20 protein-coding genes and 1 other RNA gene are annotated in these 19121 nt (G+C 59.4%); 7 read left to right on the top strand and 14 right to left on the bottom strand.

Translation table 11 applies throughout. From position 1 onward, the window contains the following. Window positions 1-106: 106 nt before the first annotated feature. From gcvH to ACSQ87_RS01920, 8 genes are all read right to left on the bottom strand, one after another. On the bottom strand, window positions 107-490 hold the full coding sequence (gcvH, locus tag ACSQ87_RS01955; protein ID WP_095126998.1) for a glycine cleavage system protein GcvH: 384 nt from the start codon (window positions 488-490) through the stop codon (window positions 107-109). Window positions 491-540: 50 nt separating this feature from the next. Beyond that, a complete protein-coding gene (gcvT, locus tag ACSQ87_RS01950) occupies window positions 541-1623 on the bottom strand; it encodes a glycine cleavage system aminomethyltransferase GcvT (RefSeq protein ID WP_150657614.1) in 1083 nt (360 codons plus the stop codon). A 156-nt stretch (window positions 1624-1779) separates the two neighbouring features. Then, window positions 1780-3396 (bottom strand): ABC transporter permease, encoded by a 1617-nt coding sequence (locus ACSQ87_RS01945; protein WP_436273256.1) that lies wholly within the window; start codon window positions 3394-3396, stop codon window positions 1780-1782. A 259-nt stretch (window positions 3397-3655) separates the two neighbouring features. Continuing rightward, the gene (locus tag ACSQ87_RS01940) at window positions 3656-4660 is read right to left on the bottom strand and encodes an extracellular solute-binding protein (RefSeq protein WP_223429500.1); all 1005 of its coding nucleotides are present in this window, start codon (window positions 4658-4660) and stop codon (window positions 3656-3658) included. A 235-nt stretch (window positions 4661-4895) separates the two neighbouring features. Continuing rightward, window positions 4896-6113 (bottom strand): 2-octaprenyl-3-methyl-6-methoxy-1,4-benzoquinol hydroxylase, encoded by a 1218-nt coding sequence (locus ACSQ87_RS01935; protein ID WP_436275072.1) that lies wholly within the window; start codon window positions 6111-6113, stop codon window positions 4896-4898. Between the two features lie 66 nt (window positions 6114-6179). Further along, complete coding sequence (gene ubiH, locus ACSQ87_RS01930; RefSeq protein WP_046045127.1) at window positions 6180-7367, bottom strand: 2-octaprenyl-6-methoxyphenyl hydroxylase; 1188 nt, start codon at window positions 7365-7367, stop codon at window positions 6180-6182. Further along, complete coding sequence (gene pepP / locus ACSQ87_RS01925) at window positions 7364-8698, bottom strand: Xaa-Pro aminopeptidase (RefSeq protein ID WP_223429501.1); 1335 nt, start codon at window positions 8696-8698, stop codon at window positions 7364-7366. The genes ubiH and pepP overlap by 4 nt, the downstream gene beginning before the upstream one ends. A gap of 27 nt (window positions 8699-8725) precedes the next feature. After that, a complete protein-coding gene (locus ACSQ87_RS01920; RefSeq protein WP_008150369.1) occupies window positions 8726-9286 on the bottom strand; it encodes a YecA family protein in 561 nt (186 codons plus the stop codon). Between the two features lie 128 nt (window positions 9287-9414). On the opposite strand from ACSQ87_RS01920, the gene ACSQ87_RS01915 reads away from it, so the two are divergent. The 4 genes from ACSQ87_RS01915 to ACSQ87_RS01900 all read left to right on the top strand — a co-directional run bounded on the left by ACSQ87_RS01915 (window position 9415) and on the right by ACSQ87_RS01900 (window position 10839). Next, complete coding sequence (locus ACSQ87_RS01915) at window positions 9415-9624, top strand: TIGR02449 family protein (RefSeq protein WP_007942437.1); 210 nt, start codon at window positions 9415-9417, stop codon at window positions 9622-9624. Beyond that, window positions 9621-9938, top strand: a complete 318-nt coding sequence (locus ACSQ87_RS01910) for a cell division protein ZapA (RefSeq protein ID WP_007942435.1) — start codon at window positions 9621-9623, stop codon at window positions 9936-9938. The genes ACSQ87_RS01915 and ACSQ87_RS01910 overlap by 4 nt, the downstream gene beginning before the upstream one ends. A 30-nt stretch (window positions 9939-9968) precedes the next feature. Then, window positions 9969-10147, top strand: a non-coding RNA gene (gene ssrS / locus ACSQ87_RS01905) — 6S RNA. Between the two features lie 86 nt (window positions 10148-10233). Continuing rightward, complete coding sequence (locus ACSQ87_RS01900) at window positions 10234-10839, top strand: 5-formyltetrahydrofolate cyclo-ligase (protein WP_140675317.1); 606 nt, start codon at window positions 10234-10236, stop codon at window positions 10837-10839. A 34-nt stretch (window positions 10840-10873) separates the two neighbouring features. On the opposite strand, the gene ACSQ87_RS01895 is transcribed toward ACSQ87_RS01900, so the two are convergent. After that, window positions 10874-11026, bottom strand: coding sequence for a hypothetical protein (locus ACSQ87_RS01895; protein WP_008024268.1), 153 nt, complete (start codon window positions 11024-11026; stop codon window positions 10874-10876). Between the two features lie 201 nt (window positions 11027-11227). Between ACSQ87_RS01895 and ACSQ87_RS01890 the strand changes: the two genes are divergently transcribed. Continuing rightward, window positions 11228-11680 carry an EVE domain-containing protein gene (locus ACSQ87_RS01890; RefSeq protein WP_436273255.1) on the top strand — a complete coding sequence of 151 codons (453 nt, stop codon included), beginning with the start codon at window positions 11228-11230 and terminating at the stop codon, window positions 11678-11680. A 125-nt stretch (window positions 11681-11805) separates the two neighbouring features. Here the strand turns inward: ACSQ87_RS01890 and ACSQ87_RS01885 are convergent, their stop codons facing one another. Beyond that, complete coding sequence (locus ACSQ87_RS01885) at window positions 11806-12213, bottom strand: flagellar basal body-associated protein FliL (RefSeq protein WP_436273254.1); 408 nt, start codon at window positions 12211-12213, stop codon at window positions 11806-11808. A 150-nt stretch (window positions 12214-12363) separates the two neighbouring features. Here ACSQ87_RS01885 and ACSQ87_RS01880 point away from each other — a divergent pair, with 150 nt between their 5' ends. Then, window positions 12364-13341 carry an NADPH:quinone oxidoreductase family protein gene (locus tag ACSQ87_RS01880; protein ID WP_436273253.1) on the top strand — a complete coding sequence of 326 codons (978 nt, stop codon included), beginning with the start codon at window positions 12364-12366 and terminating at the stop codon, window positions 13339-13341. 56 nt (window positions 13342-13397) lie between these two features. Here the strand turns inward: ACSQ87_RS01880 and ACSQ87_RS01875 are convergent, their stop codons facing one another. Beyond that, window positions 13398-14087 carry an energy transducer TonB gene (locus ACSQ87_RS01875; protein ID WP_436273252.1) on the bottom strand — a complete coding sequence of 230 codons (690 nt, stop codon included), beginning with the start codon at window positions 14085-14087 and terminating at the stop codon, window positions 13398-13400. Between the two features lie 246 nt (window positions 14088-14333). Between ACSQ87_RS01875 and glpT the strand changes: the two genes are divergently transcribed. After that, entirely contained in the window at window positions 14334-15683 is a 1350-nt protein-coding gene (glpT, locus tag ACSQ87_RS01870) for a glycerol-3-phosphate transporter (protein WP_223429505.1), read from the top strand. Here glpT and ACSQ87_RS01865 read toward each other — a convergent pair. The 3 genes from ACSQ87_RS01865 to ubiD all read right to left on the bottom strand — a co-directional run bounded on the left by ACSQ87_RS01865 (window position 15659) and on the right by ubiD (window position 18983). Next, window positions 15659-16327 carry a gamma-glutamylcyclotransferase gene (locus tag ACSQ87_RS01865; protein ID WP_129440131.1) on the bottom strand — a complete coding sequence of 223 codons (669 nt, stop codon included), beginning with the start codon at window positions 16325-16327 and terminating at the stop codon, window positions 15659-15661. The two genes, glpT and ACSQ87_RS01865, sit on opposite strands and share 25 nt — an antisense overlap. A 221-nt stretch (window positions 16328-16548) precedes the next feature. Then, window positions 16549-17517, bottom strand: coding sequence for a CDP-6-deoxy-delta-3,4-glucoseen reductase (locus ACSQ87_RS01860; protein WP_436273251.1), 969 nt, complete (start codon window positions 17515-17517; stop codon window positions 16549-16551). Further along, window positions 17517-18983 (bottom strand): 4-hydroxy-3-polyprenylbenzoate decarboxylase, encoded by a 1467-nt coding sequence (ubiD, locus tag ACSQ87_RS01855; protein ID WP_056738783.1) that lies wholly within the window; start codon window positions 18981-18983, stop codon window positions 17517-17519. Before ubiD ends, ACSQ87_RS01860 begins: the two co-directional genes overlap by 1 nt. Window positions 18984-19121: the final 138 nt, after the last annotated feature.

The following is a 19121-nucleotide window of genomic DNA, read 5'->3' as shown; positions in this document are numbered from 1 at the left end:
GGTCAAACCAGCATAGCAGTCGATGCCACAGAGCCCTTGAAGATCAAAAGATCGTGATAATGAAAAAGCCCCGACAAGTCGGGGCTTTGGGGATGACGCTTAAGGCTTACTCGCCGATGGCGGCCTTGTAGGCCATCGCGTCGAGCAGGTTGTTCAGCTCAGAGGTATCGCTTGGCTCGAGTTTGAATATCCAGCTGTCATAAGGCGCGCTGTTGAGCAGTTCCGGGTTGCTGGCCAATTCTTCGTTAACGGCAATGACTGTACCGGAAACTGGCGAATAGATATCCGACGCGGCCTTGACCGACTCGACGACACCCGCAGCCTCACCGGCAGCGAACACTTTGCCGATTTCCGGCAGCTCAACGAACACTACGTCACCCAAGGCTTCCTGAGCATGGTCTGAAATACCCACTTTCACGCCGCCATCATGGTCTAGACGGGCCCATTCGTGACTTTCGGCAAAACGCAGGTCGACAGGGATTTCGCTCATGTTCTGTGTCCTCAAGAAAAATGTCAGCGGTCATTGCCCGCCAAAAAAAGTTAGATCAAGGTTTTACCGTGGCGTACGAAGGTCGGTTTGACCACTCGGACCGGGTACCACTTGCCACGGATTTCCACTTCAGCGCGGTCGGCGGTAGCCACCGGCACGCGCGCCAGTGCAATCGACTTGCTAAGCGTAGGAGAGAAACTACCACTGGTGATCTCCCCTTCGCCAACATTGGCGATGCGGACCACTTGGTGAGCGCGCAAAACCCCACGCTCCTCAAGGACCAGACCGACCAGTTTGTGCTGCACGCCACCCGCCCGCTCGGCTTCAAGAGCGCTGCGACCGATGAACTGGCGAGTGGCCGGTTCCCAGGCAATGCTCCAGGCCATGTTGGAGGCCAGCGGTGAAACGTCTTGGTGAATGTCCTGACCGTAGAGGTTCATGCCGGCTTCGACCCGCAGAGTATCGCGCGCCCCGAGGCCGATCGGCGAGATGCCCGCGCCCACCAGATCGTTGAAGAATCCTGGCGCTTGATTGGCCGGCAGAACGATTTCCAGGCCATCTTCGCCGGTGTAACCGGTGCGCGCGATGAACCAGTCACCATCGGCCTGGCCTTCGAAGGGCTTGAGCATCTGAATCAGGTTGCCGCGGGACTGGGTCACCAGTTCGGAGATTTTGTGCCGGGCCTGAGGACCTTGAATGGCCAGCATCGCCAACTCGGAGCGTTCGTTGAGCTGCACCTTGAAACCATCGAGGTGAGCCTGCATCCAGGCCAGATCCTGATTACGGGTGGAGGCGTTGACCACCAGCCGATAACCATCGTCGAGACGATAGACGATCATGTCGTCGACGATGCCGCCGCGCTCGTTGAGCATGGTGCTGTACAAGGCACGGCCAGGGCTGTGCAGACGTTCGACGTCATTGGCCAGCAAATGCTGGAGCCAGGCCTTGGCCTGAGGGCCGCTGACATCGATCACGGTCATGTGGGATACATCGAAAACCCCGCAATCGCGACGCACCTGATGGTGTTCCTCGACCTGCGAGCCGTAATGCAAAGGCATATCCCAACCGCCAAAATCGACCATCTTCGCGCCGAGGGCGAGATGAAGGTCATACAGAGGCGTGCGCTGTCCCATGGGTTTCTCCTTCCGGGCGTGGCGAAGGTGCGGGCCGGTGCTGCACGGGGTGAAAGCCTTGAAATAAAAGGCTTTCAGCCGATTTCAGCTACCTGGTCCGTAGGACGGACCGCACCGAATGCGGCGCATTGTAGCCTCAAGGTGTAGGACTGGCACCTAGGCGTTTCGATGCGCCGAACGTCGAATCAATCCGATGACCGGTAACAGCCCGACCAAAACCAGGGTCAGTGCCGGCAACGAGGCCCTCGCCCACTCGCCTTCGCTGGTCATTTCGAAGATCCGCACCGCCAGCGTATCCCAGCCAAACGGGCGCATCAGAAGGGTCGCGGGCATTTCCTTGAGCACATCGACGAACACCAGCAACGCGGCGCTCAACGTTCCTGGCAGCAACAACGGCAGATACACTTTGAAAAACAGTCGTGGCCCACTGACGCCAAGGCTACGTGCCGCTTCGGGCAAAGATGGCCGTATTCGCGCCAGACTGCTTTCCAGCGGCCCATAAGCCACCGCGATGAAACGCACCAGATAGGCCAGCAACAACGCCGAGAGGCTGCCCAGCAACAATGGCTTGCCGGCGCCGCCCAACCAACCCGATAACGGGATCACCAGTTCGCGGTCCAGGTAACTGAACGCCAGCATGATCGACACCGCCAGCACCGAACCCGGCAAGGCGTAACCGAGGTTGGCCAGGCTGATGCCGGAGCGGATCGCTCGGGTCGGGGCCTGGCGCCGGGCAAATGCCAGCACTAAAGCAACACTGACGGTGATCAGCGCCGCCATGCCGCCCAGGTACAACGTATGGACGATCAACCCTGCGTAACGCTCATCCAGGTCGAAGCGCCCGCGCTGCCAGAACCACACCACCAGTTGAAGCACTGGAATGACGAAAGCGCAGGCGAACACCAGACCGCACCAACTCATGGCTGCCAGCGCCTTGAAACCGCGCAGGTGATACAGCGCCTTGACCCGAGGTCGTTCGTTGCTCGCACGGTTGGCCCCGCGAGCACGGCGCTCGCCGTACAGCACGACCATCACCACCAGCAGCAACAGGCTGGCCAATTGCGCGGCGGTGGAGAGACTGAAAAATCCGTACCAGGTCTTGTAGATGGCGGTCGTGAACGTGTCGAAGTTGAACACCGACACCGCACCGAAATCCGCCAGGGTTTCCATCAGCGCCAGCGCCACGCCAGCGCCGATGGCCGGGCGTGCCATGGGCAGCGCAACTCGCCAGAACGCTTGCCACGGGGATTGCCCCAGGACGCGCGCCGCTTCCATCAGGCCTTTGCCCTGAGCCAGGAACGCGGTTCGCGCCAACAGATAAACGTAGGGATAGAAGACCAGCACCAGGACCAGAATCACACCACCGGTGGAGCGCACGCGCGGCAACCTCAAGCCCGTGCCGAACCATTCGCGCAACAGGGTTTGCACGGGGCCGGCAAAATCCAGCAGGCCGACGAAGACGAATGCCAGCACGTAGGCGGGAATGGCAAATGGCAGCATCAGCGCCCAGTCCAGCCAACGCCGACCGGGGAATTCGCAGAGGCTGGTGAGCCAGGCGAGGCTCACGCCCAAGAGCGTTACGCCGATACCGACACCGAGTACCAGGTTCAGGGTATTGCCCAGCAGGCGTGGCATCTGGGTATCCCAAAGATGGGACCAGATTTGATGATCGATGGTTTGCCATGACAACAGCAAAACGCTAATTGGCAGCAGGACCAGCGCAGCGATAGCGAAGACCAGGGGATACCAGCGGCGTTGGGCGGGGTGGGCCACGTTAAGGTCTCTGAGACGGTGAGTTTGGTGTCTGGGCTCAAGATCGCCCCCTCACCCTAACCCTCTCCCCAAAGGGGCGAGGGGACTGACCGCGGCGTTTGGTTGAAATCCTGCGACCTGAAATTTCAAAGTCGAACTCAGGAATTGAAAAGCATAAAGATCTGCTCCCTTTCCCCCTCTCCCCCGTGGGGAGAGGGATGGGCGGGCGGCGTTCCGATGAGGGGTGGATCTTGATGCTAACGAAAGAATACCGCCAGAGTCAGTTCCAACCCGCCCGATCCATCATCCGAATCGCTTCAGCCTGACGCTTGCCGGCAATTTCCACAGGCAGCGTATCCGCCACAAACTTGCCCCAGCTCGCCACTTCTGCGGAAGGCTGAACCGCAGGGTTGGCCGGGAACTCCTGGTTCACGTCAGCAAAGATCTTCTGTGCTTCAGGCGTGGTCATCCATTCCACCAGGGCCTTGGCCGCTTCCGGGTGCGGGGCGTGTTTGGTCAGGCCGATGCCCGACAGGTTCACGTGTACGCCACGGTCGCCCTGGTTCGGCCAGAACAGCTTCACCGCCAGATCAGGCTTCTGCTTGTGCAGGCGACCGTAGTAGTACGTGTTAACGATACCGACGTCGCATTGACCCGCGTTGATGGCTTCCAGCACCGCGATGTCATCCGAGAACACATCGGTGGACAGGTTACTCACCCAGCCCTTGAGAATCTTCTCGGTTTTGTCGGCGCCATGGACTTCAATCATGGTGGCAGTGAGGGACTGGTTGTAGACCTTCTTCGCCGTGCGCAGGCACAGGCGGCCTTCCCAGTTCTTGTCGGCCAGACCTTCGTAGGTGGTCAACTCACCGGGTTTCACCCGATCGGTGGAGTAGGCGATGGTTCGCGCCCGCAGGCTCAGGCCAGTCCAGGCATGGGCGGATGAGCGGTATTGCAGCGGGATGTTGGCGTCGATCACCTTGGAAGTGAACGGTTGCAGGATGCCCATTTGCTCGGCCTGCCAGAGGTTGCCGGCGTCGACAGTCAGCAGAAGGTCAGCGGTGGCATTCTCGCCCTCGGCCTTGATCCGCTGCATCAGCGGCGCTTCCTTGTCGGTGATGAACTTCACCTGCACGCCGGTTTTCGCGGTGTAGGCATCGAAGACCGGCTTGATCAGCTCGTCGATACGCGAGGAGTAAACCACCACCTCGTCAACGGCCTGGGCAGCAGTGCTGCCAATCAGGGTCAGGGCGAGTGCGGTCAGTAGACGCTTCGGTACCAGCATGGGAGCGATCTCTCGATTAAAAAATTGAAGCCAAATGATATGGACTCACATTTACCTTCTCAATCGAACAGTTCGCGGAGGAGTTACCAGATGTTGCACAGGTTGGGATGTGTGGTGGATGTACCGACGTCTTCGCGAGCAAGCCCGCTCCCACATGGGAATGTATTTCAACTGTGGGAGCGGCGGTGCGACGATTCGACTTGCTCGCGAAGGGGCCATCAGACGCAGGGAAGATTCAGGCCTTGGCGAGAGCCGGCAAATCCCCGATCAATCCCAGCGCCTCACGCACGAACAGCGCCTTGGCTTCGGGCATCCGGTCGACCATCTTCAACCCGGCATTGCGCAACCAGCGCACCGGCAACGGATCAGCCTGGAACAAGCGTTCGAAGCCTTCCATCGCCGCCATCAACGCCAGGTTGTGGGGCATGCGCCGACGTTCGTAACGGCTGAGCACTTTCACATCCGCCAGACGCTCGCCACGCGTGGCCGCTTGCAACAGCACTTCGGCCAGCACGGCGGCATCGAGGAAACCGAGATTCACGCCCTGCCCGGCCAGCGGGTGAATGGTGTGCGCTGCGTCGCCGATCAACGCCAAACCTTCAGCCACATAGCGCTTGGCATGACGCTGCCGCAGCGGTACGCACAGACGCGGGTCTGCGCTGATCACTGTGCCCAGTCGGCCTTCGAAGGCCCGCTCCAGCTCTTTGCAGAAACCGTCGTCATCCAGCGCCATCAGGCGTTCGGCTTCGCTCGGCGTGGTCGACCAGACGATCGAACACCAATCCTGCTGACCGTCACGCTCCAGCGGCAGAAACGCCAGCGGACCGTTGTCGGTGAAGCGCTGCCACGCGGTCAGTTGATGAGGTTTGGCGCTGCGCACACTGGTGACAATCGCGTGGTGCATATAGTCCCACTCGCGCGTCGCCATACCGGTCAGACGCCGAACGGCGGAATTAGCGCCATCCGCCGCGATCACCAAAGGTGCACGCAAGGTGCGGCCATCGGCCAGGGTCAGCAACCAGTCGTCGCCGGAACGACGCATTTGCTCCAGGCGCGCGTTGGCCAACATTCCGAGATCGCAGTCGTGCAAGCGGTCGAGCAAGGCGTCCTGAACCACGCGGTTCTCGACGATATGCCCCAGCACATCGGCATGCACACTCGCTGCCGAAAAATGGATTTGCCCGGTGCCGCTGCCGTCCCAAACCTGCATGTCGGTGTAGGGACTGCTGCGCCGATTGGCGATGCCGTCCCAGACGCCCAGACGTTCAAGAATCCGCTGGCTGGCAGTCGATAAGGCGCTCACTCGCGGCTCGAACGAAGCCTGGGCATCGAAGGGTTTGACGCTCATGGGGCTGCCGTCCAGCAGCAGGACTTCCAGCCCGCTGTCCTGCAACGCCAGCGCCAGGGCGCTGCCGACCATTCCGGCCCCGACAATCAGCAGATCTGCGCGCATTTCCATGCTTTAAGCCTGTCTCGCTTGCGGCTTGAGCCGCGTATAAAGGGATTTTCCGACCGCCACTTAAGCATCGGGACGCGTACCCAAACCCATGGCCTGCCGCGCGAACCAGCGCTTGGCCGGCGGCAACAGATCCAGCCCAAGCAGACCGATATTACGGCCCAGGGAAACCAATGGTTGAGTGCTGCCGAACAAACGGGTGACCTGATCGGAGAAGCCCACGGTCAGGTTCTGATCCAGACGCTGACGCTCGCGGTAGGCCTGCAAGGTCGCAAAGTCTCCGGGAGATGTTTCGCTGGTCAACAACGCATCGGCCAACGCTTGAGCATCACGCAAGGACAGGTTGAAACCTTGCCCTGCAATCGGGTGCAGGCTGTGGGCAGCATTGCCGAGAATCGCCAGATGCGGACGCACCTGCTCTTCGGCCTCGATCAATGTCAGCGGGTACAAATGCCGCGCGCCAACCTGCTTCAAAGTGCCGAGGCGATAACCGAACACGCCTTGCAACTCGCTGAGGAAGCTCTTTTCATCGAGGGCCGCCAGCCGTTGCGCGTCCATGCCCAATCGAGTCCAGACCAGTGCGCAGCGGTTTTCCGGCAATGGCAACAAGGCCATCGGCCCGTCATCGGTGAAACGCTCGAAGGCCATGCCGTTGTGCGCTTCACTCGGTGTGATGTTGGCAATCAACGCGCTCTGGTTGTACGGGCGCTTTTTGATGCCGATCCCCAGTTGCTCGCGCAGGCCGGAACGGCCGCCATCAGCCAGCACCGCGAGATCGCATTCCAGAGTGGTTTCGTCGTTGAGGGTCAGGCGATAGCCATCGATCAGCGGCTCCATGCGCGTGACTTCCGCCGGGCAACGCCAGCTGATCACGTCCTTGTCCAGACCCTGCCAGAGGCATTGGCCGAGCCAGGCGTTTTCCACCACATAACCCAGCGCCGGAACGCCCTCTTCCATTGCCGACAATCGCGCGGTGGAGAAGCGCCCACGGTCGGACACATGAATTTGCTTGATCGGCTCGGCGCGGCGGGAGATTTCCTGCCACACGCCCAACCGTTGATAAATCTGCTTGGCGCCGTAAGACAACGCCGAAGAGCGGGCGTCGTAGCTCGGTTGATAAGTGTCGCCGGGGGCGAACGGTTCGATCAGCACGATCTTCCAGCCACGAGCCTTGGCTCCGGCCTGCAGTGCCAACGCCAGGCTGGCGCCGACCAGACCACCACCGATGATTGCCAGATTGACTCGACTCATGCCGCTTGTGTCCGCGCGGCGGCCATCAAGGCCTCGATCTCGGCGACCGTTTTCGGCACACCTTTGGTCAGGATTTCACAGCCGGTTTTGGTGACCACTACGTCGTCCTCGATGCGCACGCCAATGCCGCGCCATTTCTTCGCCACGTTCTGGTTGCCCGGGGCAATGTAGATGCCCGGTTCCACGGTCAGCGCCATGCCGACTTCCAGCACGCGCCATTCGCCGCCGACCTTGTATTCGCCGACATCATGCACATCCATGCCCAGCCAGTGACCGGCGCGGTGCATGTAAAACGCTTTATAGGCTTCGCTGGCGATCAACTCGTCGACGTCGCCCTGCAACAGCCCCAATTTCACCAACCCGGCAGTAATCACCCGGACCGTGGCTTCGTGAGCCTGATTCCAGTGTTTGTCCGGGGCGATTTCCGCAAATGCAGCTTCTTGCGACGCCAGCACCAACTCGTAGATTGCCTTCTGTTCCGCTGAATACTTGCCGTTGACCGGCCAGGTGCGGGTGATGTCGCTGGCGTAGCAGTCGATCTCGCAACCGGCATCGATCAATACCAGATCGCCGTCCTTGAGCACCGAGTCATTCTGCTGGTAATGCAGGATGCAGCTGTTGCGCCCAGCGGCGACGATCGAGCCGTAGGCCGGCATTTTCGCCCCGCCCTTGCGGAACTCGTAGTCGAGCTCGGCTTCGAGACTGAACTCATGCAACCCGGCCCGGCAGGCCTGCATCGCGCGGATGTGTGCCTGGGCGGAAATCCGTGCGGCTTCGCGCATCACTTTCACTTCTGCCGCCGATTTATACAGGCGCATGTCGTGAAGCAGATGATCCAGGGCAACGAATTCGTTCGGCGGCTGGGCGCCGAGGTGCGCTTTAGAGCGGATCACGTTGATCCAGTCCATCAGGTGCCGGTCGAATTCCGGGTTGCTGCCCATGGCCGAATACACCCGGTCGCGACCTTCGATCAGGCCCGGCAGGATGTCGTCGATGTCGGTGATGGGGAAGGCGTCGTCGGCGCCAAAGTCGCGAATCGCGCCTTCCTGCCCGGCGCGCAGGCCGTCCCACAGCTCCCGTTCGGCATTGCGTTCACGGCAGAACAGGATGTATTCGCCATGTAAACGCCCAGGCATCAAAACGATGACCGCCTGAGGCTCGGGAAAACCGCTGAGGTACTGGAAGTCGCTGTCTTGACGGTAGACGTGCTCGACGTCGCGGTTGCGGATCGCAACGGCGGCGGCGGGCAGGATGGCAATGCTGTTGGGTTCCATCTGCGCCATCAGGGCCTTGCGGCGACGGCTGTATTCCGATTTCGGGATATGAATCATGGGCAGATGGCTTTCCCTGGCACGCGATTAATGCAACGACGGTTTGGCGGCAGCCGGCGCGTCCGGCTTTTTGTTCTCGGTGAACAGCAGCAGCGGCGCGACGCGCAGGTACTCCATCACTTCCATGTAATCGCTTTCGCCGTCGTCGGACTCTTCCAGGGCGTCTTGCACCTGTGAAATAGCCGCCAGGTCCTGAAGTACTTCCGTGGCCTCGGTGCTCAGCATGCTGCTGTCACGGCAGTTCAGGCCGAAACCGCTGAGGAAACCCTGGCACCATTGGCCCAGTGCGGCGGCGCGGTCGGCCAGTGGCTCGTCATCGGTCGGCAGCAGCAGAACGACAGTCACGTCGTCGCCGGTGAGCTCGCCCTTGACCATCTCCTGCAAGCCGATCAAGGCGTTGCGGACATTATCCTGCGGCTCGCTTTCGAGCAGCTCGGCGGCATCAATCAGCCAGCCTTCGGCATCGAAACCGGCACCGGCGCAACTGCGGCCGAGCAACAGGCCATGCAGTTCGGCAGGCGAGACATTATGACCGCTGGAAGTCAGCAGTTTGGCGAAGGCTTGGTACGGGGAATTCTGAATGGGCATGGGCAGCTAGGCGCCAGACGGCGCTATGTCTAGAATGAAGGCCTTGTATCCTACATCGACAGACTCGCCAAGACTATTAAAGGCTGTCCGCCAGCTACCACCCATCAAGCACAATTTCAGTGGACACAATGGAAGACACCGACCTGCAAGCTCTGATGGCCAGACTCGAACTGCTAATTAGTCGGGTCGAGCAACTAAAGAGTCAAAACGGACTCTTACTAGCTCAGGAAAAGACCTGGCGCGAGGAACGCGCTCACCTCATTGAAAAGAACGAAATCGCCCGGCGTAAGGTCGAATCAATGATTTCGCGCCTCAAGGCCCTGGAGCAAGACTCATGAGTTCAAGCAATAGCGTTACCGTGCAGATCCTCGATAAAGAATATTCGATCATCTGCCCGCAGGAAGAGCGCAGCAACCTGGTGAGCGCCGCTCGTTACCTGGACGGCAAGATGCGCGAAATCCGCAGCAGCGGCAAAGTCATCGGCGCCGATCGCATCGCCGTGATGGCCGCCCTGAACATCACGCACGATCTCCTGCACAAGGAAGAACGCCCGGATGTACAGGCCAGCGGCTCGACCCGTGAGCAGGTTCGCGACCTGCTGGATCGCGTCGATCTGGTGCTCGCCACCGATCCGGACGTCACCAAGGGCTGAAACGCGAAACCGCTTGGGGTATACTCGCAAAACTCCCTGGGGTGCTTGCCAGTTGGCGATGTCCCTGAGCCGATTTGCTATACCCTGGAGGTTGCACGTTGGGCTGGTGTGCATGTCCGCTAGACGGAAAGCCTTAAAGCCTACTGCATCTTCCACCTTGAACTTTCGGGTTCAAGGGCTAAGTCGACAGCGGTACATCCGGGGAGCCTGATTCCAGTCCGATGCCGGTTTAAATACCGGCATCGGCTTTTTTACGGGTACGCTTTGTGTACTTGCCCTTCTGAAGCCCGAATCCATGACCGAACCTGCGCTGCTGCCCCGCCCGCAACTTCGACGCATGCTGCGCAAGGCCCGCCGCGCACTGACACCCAGTCAGCAACGCCAGGCCGCTCGCGGGCTGTACAAGCAATTGGCCCAGCAACCGCTGTTTCGCCGCGCAAAACATATCTCTCTGTATCTGCCCACTGACGGTGAAATCGACCCGCGTGTTTTGCTGCGTGCCGCTCAACGTCGGGGCAAGGCGACTTATCTGCCGGTGCTCAGCGCCTGGCCACGAACCAAAATGGTGTTCCAGCGGATTCGTCCCGGCGAAAAACTCAAACCCAACCGCTTTCGTATTCTCGAACCCCGGCACAACCTCGCCCGGCAACGCAAAGTCTGGGCGCTTGATCTGGTGTTGTTGCCATTGGTGGGATTTGACGATGTCGGTGGACGCCTGGGCATGGGCGGTGGTTTCTATGATCGAAGCCTGGCGTACCTGGCACGACGTAAAAACTGGCGCAAGCCGACGCTATTGGGGCTGGCCCATGAATGTCAGAAGGTCGAACGATTGGCTCAAGCGAGCTGGGATGTGCCGTTGCAGGGAACGGTGACAGACAAGGCGCGGTATTTTGCCGGCTAGACGCCACTGGAATCAGCGGCGTCCGAAGACAGTTTCAGCGTTTGAAGGCCGACGGCTGTTGTTGCTGCGCGATTTCGATCGGAGCGTCGGTCTTGTTGCTCCACAGGCTTTGGGCATAGCCAGTGGTCACGACGCCGAGGCCGAACAAAATAACCAATATCCATAGTAAATCCGGTTTGCGTTTCATCGATTGCCCCCCAAAGGCACATCAACACGATGACAGCAGCGGTTTCCGTTGTAGGTGTAGGCCGTGCAGCAGCGTCAAGCTTAGAAGGCCGGCATTTTGCGACAACGTGAACCGACACGCAAACGCTGGCGTCAACCGACCGTCGGTTTGTCATAAGATTCCCCGACAACTTGCCCACCCACTTCGCAAGGAGCAAAAACCATGGCTTATTGGCTGATGAAATCCGAGCCCGACGAACTCTCGATCAAGGGTCTGGAGACGCTTGGCAAAGCGCGCTGGGACGGGGTTCGCAACTACCAGGCGCGTAATTTTCTGCGGGCCATGGCCGTGGGCGACGAGTTTTTCTTCTATCACTCAAGCTGCCCCGAACCGGGGATCGCCGGGATCGGAAAGATCGTCGAAGCCGCGTATCCGGACCCGACGGCGCTGGAGCCGGAGAGTCATTACTACGATCCGAAGGCCACGGCAGAGAAAAACGCCTGGAGCGCGATCGATGTCGCGCATGTCGAGACGTTTCCCAACGTGCTTAAGCTGGATTATCTGAAACAGCAGGCGGCGCTGGCCGAGATGCCGCTGGTGCAGAAAGGCTCGCGACTGTCGGTGATGCCGGTGACGGCCGAGCAGTGGGCGGCGGTGATTGCATTACGGACTTAAGCCATGCAGTGACTGCATGATTGCCATCGCGAGCAGGCTCGCTCCCACAGGGGATCTTCAGTGAATGCAGATCCATTGTGGGAGCGAGCTTGCTCGCGATGAAGCCGGTCAGGACAACGAAAGCCTTACTGGATAATGAGGTTGTTGAACAACAGATCCTCAACCACCGGCTTGCCGGTTTCGTCATTCATGATTTGCTGGGTCTGCTTAAGGGCTTCCTGACGCAGCTTTTCCTTGGCCTCGACGTTGTTCATCGCTTCAGTCGTCTGCTGGGCGAACAACGCCACCAGTTGATTACGAATCAACGGCTCATTGGCTTTCACCAGTTTGGTCGCCTCCTCACCGGTCACTCGCAATGCCACATCGGCCTTGTAGACCTTGAGCTTCGGCGTGCCGTCCAGCCCGTAGTTGCCCACGAACGGCGGGCTCAGGGTGATGTAATTGACCTTCGGAGCTGCACCTTCTTTGGCTTCTTCGGCCATCGCTGCCACAGGCAGAGACAGGGCCAGCAACAACATGATCCACGCTTTCACAATTCGCTCCTTATCCGGTTTGCGGCCTAGCATAACGACCCGCCGCTCAAGCACAAGCTTATGGCTGACTATCAGGGCCGGGCATGCTCGTTGACCCATCGACTCACACACCTACACTTATCGGCCATCACTCCCAAAGGAATAGCCCTGATGAAAGCCGTGCTGTGCAAAGCCTTCGGCCCTGCCGAATCGCTGGTGCTGGAAGACGTCGCCAGTCCTGTCGCGAAGAAGAATGAAATCCTGCTGGATGTGCACGCCGCCGGGGTGAATTTCCCGGACACGTTGATCATCGAGGGCAAATATCAGTTCAAGCCGCCCTTCCCGTTTTCCCCGGGCGGCGAAGCGGCTGGCGTGGTCAGCGAAGTAGGCGAAAAGCTCAGCCACCTCAAGGTCGGCGATCGGGTCATGGCGCTGACCGGCTGGGGCAGTTTCGCCGAACAGGTCGCGGTACCGAGCTACAACGTGCTGCCCATTCCGCCATCGATGGACTTCAACACCGCCGCCGCGTTCAGCATGACTTACGGCACTTCGATGCACGCGCTCAAGCAACGGGGCAACCTGCAACCGGGTGAAACCTTGCTGGTACTCGGCGCTTCCGGCGGTGTCGGTCTGGCCGCCGTGGAAATCGGCAAAGCCATGGGCGCCCGCGTGATCGCCGCCGCCAGCAGCGCCGAAAAACTCGCCGTGGCCAAGGCTGCCGGTGCCGATGAGCTGATCAACTACAGCGAAACCAGCCTCAAGGACGAAATCAAGCGCCTGACCGATGGCCAGGGCGCCGATGTGATCTACGATCCGGTGGGCGGCGATCTGTTCGACCAGGCCATCCGCGCCATTGCGTGGAACGGCCGCCTTCTGGTGGTGGGCTTTGCCAGCGGTCGCATCCCCGAACTCCCCGTGAACCTCGCGTTGCTCAAAGGTGCAGCCGTGGTCGGCGTGTTCTGGGGCTCCTTCGCCCAGCGCCAGCCTCAAGACAACGCGGCGAACTTCCAGCAATTGTTTGGCTGGTTCGCCGAGGGCAAGTTGAAGCCGTTGGTGTCGCAGGTGTATCCACTGAGCAATGCGGCGCAGGCGATCAATGATCTTGGCCAGCGCAAAGCGGTTGGGAAGGTGGTGGTTCAGGTTCGTTGAGCCGAAGCGGTCTGGGCTCCGAGAGGTTGTTCAGACCGCTTTTTATTGGTTTTTTGCTAGAGCAAATTGCGGATGTCTTGAGGTAAAAAACTCATGTATCTGCGCATAGGGTTGTTCAGGCAGTTCCTGGCGATGGTCGGCGCACGCTTGTTCCGCTTGGCGATCATTTCTAGACGCTGCTCATTTGAAAGTTGCTTTTGGAAGAATGAGTTTGAAAGATAGGCACGGGTGAAGTGAAACGGCGCTGTATCTGCCAACGCATACTCCGGCGCATGAACAAATTTCTCGTTGACCTCCCGACACTTCACTTCTTTGAGCCATTGATTGACGTCACTTGGCATATCCAGACGAAACACCATCGGCGCCCTGACTTCCTGCTCCGCCGGCTTGTTCTCTTCGACCCTCCAAGGCTTGAATCGCCACTGCTCTACCGCAACCCTGGCTGCTTCGGCCAACTCAGGATGATTGCTTTGTAGAATATTCACCTTGGTAACCGAACCGTCGGCCTTGACGATAAAGCTGACTTGGATGTCCCCGATTATCCCGGCCCGTTGAAGCTGGCTCGGATATATCGGCTTGGGATTGTGCTCAGGTATCAGAAAAACCTCACCAGCCCTGCTAACAATGGACACCACAACCAACAGCAAGCACGCCAACCACCGCATAACCTCTCCCTTCGCGACTGAACCGCCAGACTTGGCATCAGCGCATAGGTTAAAGCTCAAGCAGCCAAAACTGAACGCCATGGCTTCCTGTTCCCACGCAGGACATTTCCCAAGCCCTCGCCCTACGTTGCGCGAAAAAAGCCGCATGAAGGCTCGCAAGTAACGATTCCCACAACGCCCTACATTTATACCTGAGCGACATGTTCATAAAAGAACATGCAATCTCCAGCATTTCCGCTATTTGGCCGATGCGAACCGGTGCTATTTTCGGTAACGAAACTGTAACATTCGCATCCGCAGTCAAAACAAGAAATCTGGAGCTCTTGAATGTTTGCTTTCTTTCGTCCTGCCGCACATCAGGCTCCATTGCCTGAAGAAAAAATTGATGACACGTACAAACGCCTTCGCTGGCAGATCTTCGCCGGGATATTCATTGGGTATGCGGGTTACTACCTGCTGCGCAAGAACTTCACCCTGGCGTTCCCTGACCTGATTGCCCAAGGCTACACAAAGGGTCAACTGGGCGTGGCCATGTCGGCGATTGCAATCGCCTACGGTCTGTCCAAGTTTTTGATGGGCATCGTGTCCGACCGCTCCAACCCGCGTTACTTCCTGCCCTTTGGCCTGGTAGTTTCCGCCGGGGTCATGTTCGTGTTCGGTTTCGCACCTTGGGCAACGTCCAGCGTGACCATGATGTTCATCCTGTTGTTCATCAACGGCTGGGCGCAAGGCATGGGCTGGCCGCCGAGCGGGCGGACCATGGTGCATTGGTGGTCGCAGAAAGAACGCGGCCAGGTGGTGTCGGTGTGGAACACTGCACATAACGTGGGCGGCGGTTTGATCGGCCCACTGGCGATTCTCGGCATGGGCTGGTTCAACGACTGGCACAGCAAGTTCTACGTACCTGCCGCCGTGGCGCTTCTGGTCGCCGTGTTTGCCTTCATTGTGATGCGTGATACACCGCAATCGACCGGCCTACCGCCAATCGAGAAATACAAAAACGATTACCCGGACGGCTACGACGCCAGCCACGAAGAGGAATTCAGCGCCAAGGACATCTTCGTCAAATACGTGCTGCGCAACAAAATGCTCTGGTTCATCGCCCTGGCCAACGTCTTCGTCTACCTGCTGCGCTACGGCATCCTCGACTGGGCGCCGACCTACCTCAAAGAGGTCAAGCACTTCGATTTCGACAAGACGTCGTGGGCTTACTTCCTGTACGAGTGGGCCGGTATTCCGGGCACGCTGTTGTGCGGCTGGATGTCGGACAAAATCTTCCGTGGCAACCGTGGCCTGACCGGCATGGTGTTCATGGCGTTGGTGACCGTTGCGACGATCGTGTACTGGCTGAATCCGCCGGGCAACCCGATGATCGACATGATTTCGCTGTTCGCCATCGGCTTCCTGATCTACGGCCCGGTGATGCTGGTCGGCTTGCAGGCGCTGGAGTTGGTGCCGAAGAAAGCCGCCGGTACTGCCGCAGGCTTTACCGGTCTGTTCGGCTATCTGGGTGGTTCAGTCGCGGCCAGTGCTTTGATGGGTTACACCGTGGACTATTTCGGCTGGGATGGCGGTTTCATTCTGTTGGTCGTTGCCTGCCTGCTGGCGATGGCGTTCCTCGCGCCCACGCTGGGCCACAAAAACGTCGCCAGTCAGAGTCGCGAAGCAATCGCCTGATCGGCCTTTGATTTGCAGCGCTTGAGCCGCGCCTCCAGATTCCGGTCTGGCATGGCGTGGCTACGCAGGGCGTGGGCGGTCTGCTCGACATAATCGCGAGTAGTGCCGTAACGCCCGCAAGCGTTTTCGAACACGTGGCTCAGCACGTGATCCGGCAAGTTGCCCGCATAGCTGGGCAGATGCCGCTCCAATACAAACCCCAACGCCTGAACCTGACTTCCGTCTTCAAGACGGCAGTTGAGCCAGTGTGGGCGATAGGACGGGAATGGCATTTCGCGCTGCCAAAGTGCGTAAAGGGAGGCTTCAAGTTGTTCTTCAGGCAAGCGATAGGCGAAGCCGCTGCAAGAACCACCGCGATCCAGGCCGAACACCAGCCCAGGCACTTCGGGTGTGCCGCGATGTTCGTGGGACCACAAATACAAACCGCGATGGTAGCCATGCACACGACCACGCACTCGCTCCACCGCTGCACATTCGGGACGCCAGATCAGCGAACCGTAAGCGAACAGCCACACCGGCCCGCCCTTGTGGCGCGCCATCGTCGACTGCATTGAGCTGAGCAATTGTTCGTGCGTGAGCTGCGGCCCCAGATCGAGCCGCGGAGGGTAAGCCAGATTCAAAAAAGCAGATTCAATGGCGCTCATGGCGATTAGCGTTCAGCTCCCCGCGGGTGAAGAATTACTTAATAGAACGCACCGCTGTAACAATAAGGCACATATGTTTTAAGGCAATTTAAGTGCCATGGCACAGTTCTTAAATATTTGCCTGGATGACATATAACCTACCGGCATTTATATAATTCTATAAATACCGATCGGCTATATAGGGAGTTATAACGATTAGAAGCGGGGATCAAGATCGCGGATCAAGATCGAGGCGCGTATGCAAATACATCCGCGCGCATTTGATGAGCGTCCATCCCGGCTTCGACCAACGCATCCAGCGTGCCGTAGACCATGGCCGGAGAGCCGCTGGCGTAGACATGCAAGGGTTTCAGATCCGGGAAGTCTTCACACACCGCCTCATGCAACATCCCGCAGCGCCCCTGCCAGCCGCATTGATCGCTGACGACTTTATGCAGGAATAGATTGGGCAGTTTCAGCCATTCATCCCAATGTTCGATGGCATAAAAATCTTCAGGACGACGCACACCCCAATACAGATGCACCGGATGTTTGAAGCCCGTTGCACGGCAATGTTCGATCAGGCTATGGATCTGGCCCATGCCGGTGCCCGCAGCGATCAGCACCAGCGGACCCTCCGGCAGTTCCGCCAGATGGGTGTCGCCGAACGGCATTTCGATCCGCACCATCGGGTTGCGTTGCAACTGGTCGATCAGGCTCAGCGCACTGCTTTCGCGCGCCAGCACATGAATTTCCAGATCGCGCCCGCCATGTGGCGCCGAGGCCAGGGAGAACGCGGATTTCTCGCCGTTCTCGCGCTCGATCATCAGGTACTGACCGGCGTGATAGCGCGGCGGCTTGCCGGCCGGCGCTCGCAGACGCACACGCCAGGTATCGCCGCCGACGTCCCTGCATTCAATGACCTGACACGACAAGCTGCGCACCGGCAATTCTCCCAGCGCGAGCACGCCATCCCACAGCACGATGCAGTCTTCCAGCGGCTCTGCAATGCAAGTGTAGAACTCGCCATGGTCGCGCACACCGCCTTCCTGTTCGACCCGCCCTTCCACCAGCAGTGCGGCGCACACGTGGCAATTACCGTTTCGACAGCTTTGCGGGCATTCATAGCCCAAACGCCGCGCGCCATCGAGAATCCGCTCGCCGGGCAGAATCTTTAGCACTGCTCCGGAGGGCTGCAAGGTTACACGCATCAATCTATTCCTAACTGATTCCAGATGGCATCGATCCGCTGGGTAACGGCTTCGTCCTTGACGATCACCCGGCCCCACTCGCGAGTGGTTTCGCCCGGCCATTTATGCGTGGCATCGAGCCCCATCTTCGAACCCAGGCCGGAAACCGGCGAGGCGAAGTCCAGGTAATCGATCGGCGTGTTGTCGATCATCACCGTGTCGCGCTTGGGGTCCATGCGCGTGGTGATGGCCCAGATCACGTCGTTCCAGTCGCGCGCGTTGATATCGTCGTCTGTGACGATAACGAACTTGGTGTACATGAACTGTCGCAAAAACGACCAGACACCGAGCATTACCCGCTTGGCATGGCCGGGATACGACTTCTTCATGGTCACGATGGCCATGCGGTACGAGCAGCCTTCGGGCGGCAGGTAGAAGTCGGTGATCTCGGGGAACTGCTTCTGCAGTATCGGCACGAACACTTCGTTCAGCGCCACGCCGAGAATCGCCGGTTCATCCGGTGGACGGCCGGTGTAGGTGCTGTGATAAATCGGTTTGATCCGGTGGGTGATGCGCTCGACGGTGAACACCGGGAAGCTGTCGACTTCGTTGTAGTAGCCGGTGTGGTCGCCGTATGGACCTTCGTCAGCCATTTCGCCCGGATGGATCACGCCTTCAAGGATGATCTCGGCGGTCGCCGGAACCTGCAAGTCGTTGCCACGGCATTTCACCAGCTCGGTGCGGTTGCCGCGCAACAGGCCGGCGAAAGCGTATTCGGAGAGGCTGTCCGGCACAGGAGTCACCGCGCCGAGAATGGTCGCCGGGTCAGCACCCAGCGCCACGGACACCGGGAACGGCTGGCCAGGATGCTTCTCGCACCACTCGCGGTAATCCAGCGCGCCGCCACGGTGGCTCAGCCAGCGCATGATGACCTTGTTGCGGCCAATCACTTGCTGACGGTAGATACCGAGGTTCTGGCGATCCTTGTTCGGACCTTTGGTGACGGTCAGACCCCAGGTGATCAGCGGGCCGACGTCGCCCGGCCAGCAGGTCTGCACCGGCAGCATCGCGAGGTCGACGTCGTCGCCTTCGATGACCACTTCCTGGCACACCGCGTCTTTGACGACTTTCGGTGCCATGGCGATGATCTTGCGGAAGATCGGCAGCTTGGACCAGGCATCCTTCAGGCCTTTCGGCGGCTCGGGTTCCTTGAGGAACGCCAGCAGCTTGCCGATCTCGCGCAATTCGCTGACCGCTTCTGCGCCCATGCCCAGCGCCACGCGCTCAGGGGTGCCGAACAGGTTGCCGAGTACCGGGATGTCATAACCCGTCGGCTTTTCGAAAAGCAGGGCCGGACCTTTGGCACGCAGGGTGCGGTCGCAGACCTCGGTCATTTCGAGTACTGGGGACACCGGAACCTGGATGCGCTTGAGTTCGCCGCGCTTTTCCAGGCCGCTGATAAAGTCGCGCAAGTCGCGATACTGCATGCGTGAGCCTCGTATTGGCCGTGCCGTTCGGGGGTGGCAGTTTAGCGCCGAACCCCTCTATTCAGAACCACGAACTGCCGGTTCATCAAAAATCAGATAGCAAAAAGCCGGGTTTCCCCGGCTTTTGCTGACTTTCTG

Origin of the sequence: Pseudomonas sp. LjRoot277, assembly GCF_964253845.1 — a bacterium.
GTDB lineage: Bacteria > Pseudomonadota > Gammaproteobacteria > Pseudomonadales > Pseudomonadaceae > Aquipseudomonas.
Note: the sequence above shows the minus strand (reverse complement) of the source record. Positions and strands in the feature narration are given on the sequence as shown.